This window comes from Carboxydocella sp. JDF658 (genome assembly GCF_002049395.1).
Lineage (GTDB): Bacteria > Bacillota.
Genome location: NZ_BDLR01000132.1, coordinates 1 through 811, shown reverse-complemented (window position 1 = coordinate 811; position 811 = coordinate 1). Strand labels below are relative to the sequence as shown.

The 811-nt window shown below is 43.9% G+C and carries 1 protein-coding gene; it reads right to left on the bottom strand.

The window, feature by feature from the left end:
* A partial coding sequence (locus JDF658_RS12740; RefSeq protein WP_143312009.1) for a transposase occupies positions 1 to 811 on the bottom strand: 811 nt, incomplete at both ends.

Sequence of the window (811 nt, the reverse complement as noted above, 5' to 3'; positions counted from 1 at the left end):
TTTTCCGCTAGCGGTATACGTATTCCCTGACTAACTGAACACTGTTCCATTCCCTGACACTTGATTCCGTATCGCTTTGCCGGACATAACTTCTTTAGTGTCCCTCTGTCTTTTTCAAAACCACCATTACTCATTTCTCGTTGCGTTCCGGTTTCCGGACAATAGCAATATACATTGCCCTTGTAATTGTAGGCCACGTTCTTGTAATTGGTCAGTAGCCGCGTTCTATCCCCATCTCTCCACAAGTTACGTATGTCAATAACAGGCTTTATTCGGTATTTATCCCAGCACTTTGTTATTAGTTTTGTATCATCATACCCTCTATCTGCTACCATGGTTTCCGCCCTCTTGAGTATTTCTGGTTGCTTTTCCTCCATCCGTTCCAGCATTCGATGCCCCTCTTTTATGTCAGACTCCGACGCTTTCGTTAAACTGAATATTATCGGAAGTTCATAGGTCGCGTCAACTATCAGATGCAGTTTGTACCCAAACCATTTCACGATCTTCTCCCATGCCTTACCGTTCTCGTACACCCCTCTATATTCCTTCCTGCCATAGTCCGCATCTGTATCCCGGCGACCGTCTCTTTCTCCCTTTTTATTTTTGTGTTTGGCAAATGATGAAATTGCTTTACTGTCCATAGCCAGGTTCTTGCCAAAGTCCGGTAACATCTCTGACAATTGCTTCACCATTTTATCGAACATCTCGTCTATTAATTTCTCCTGTTTCATCAGTGCCTTTAAAAACCGGGTGTATGCCCAGGGCGACGGTACTTGTTCATTAAACCCGCAAAGCTCTCGTAATTGACCAT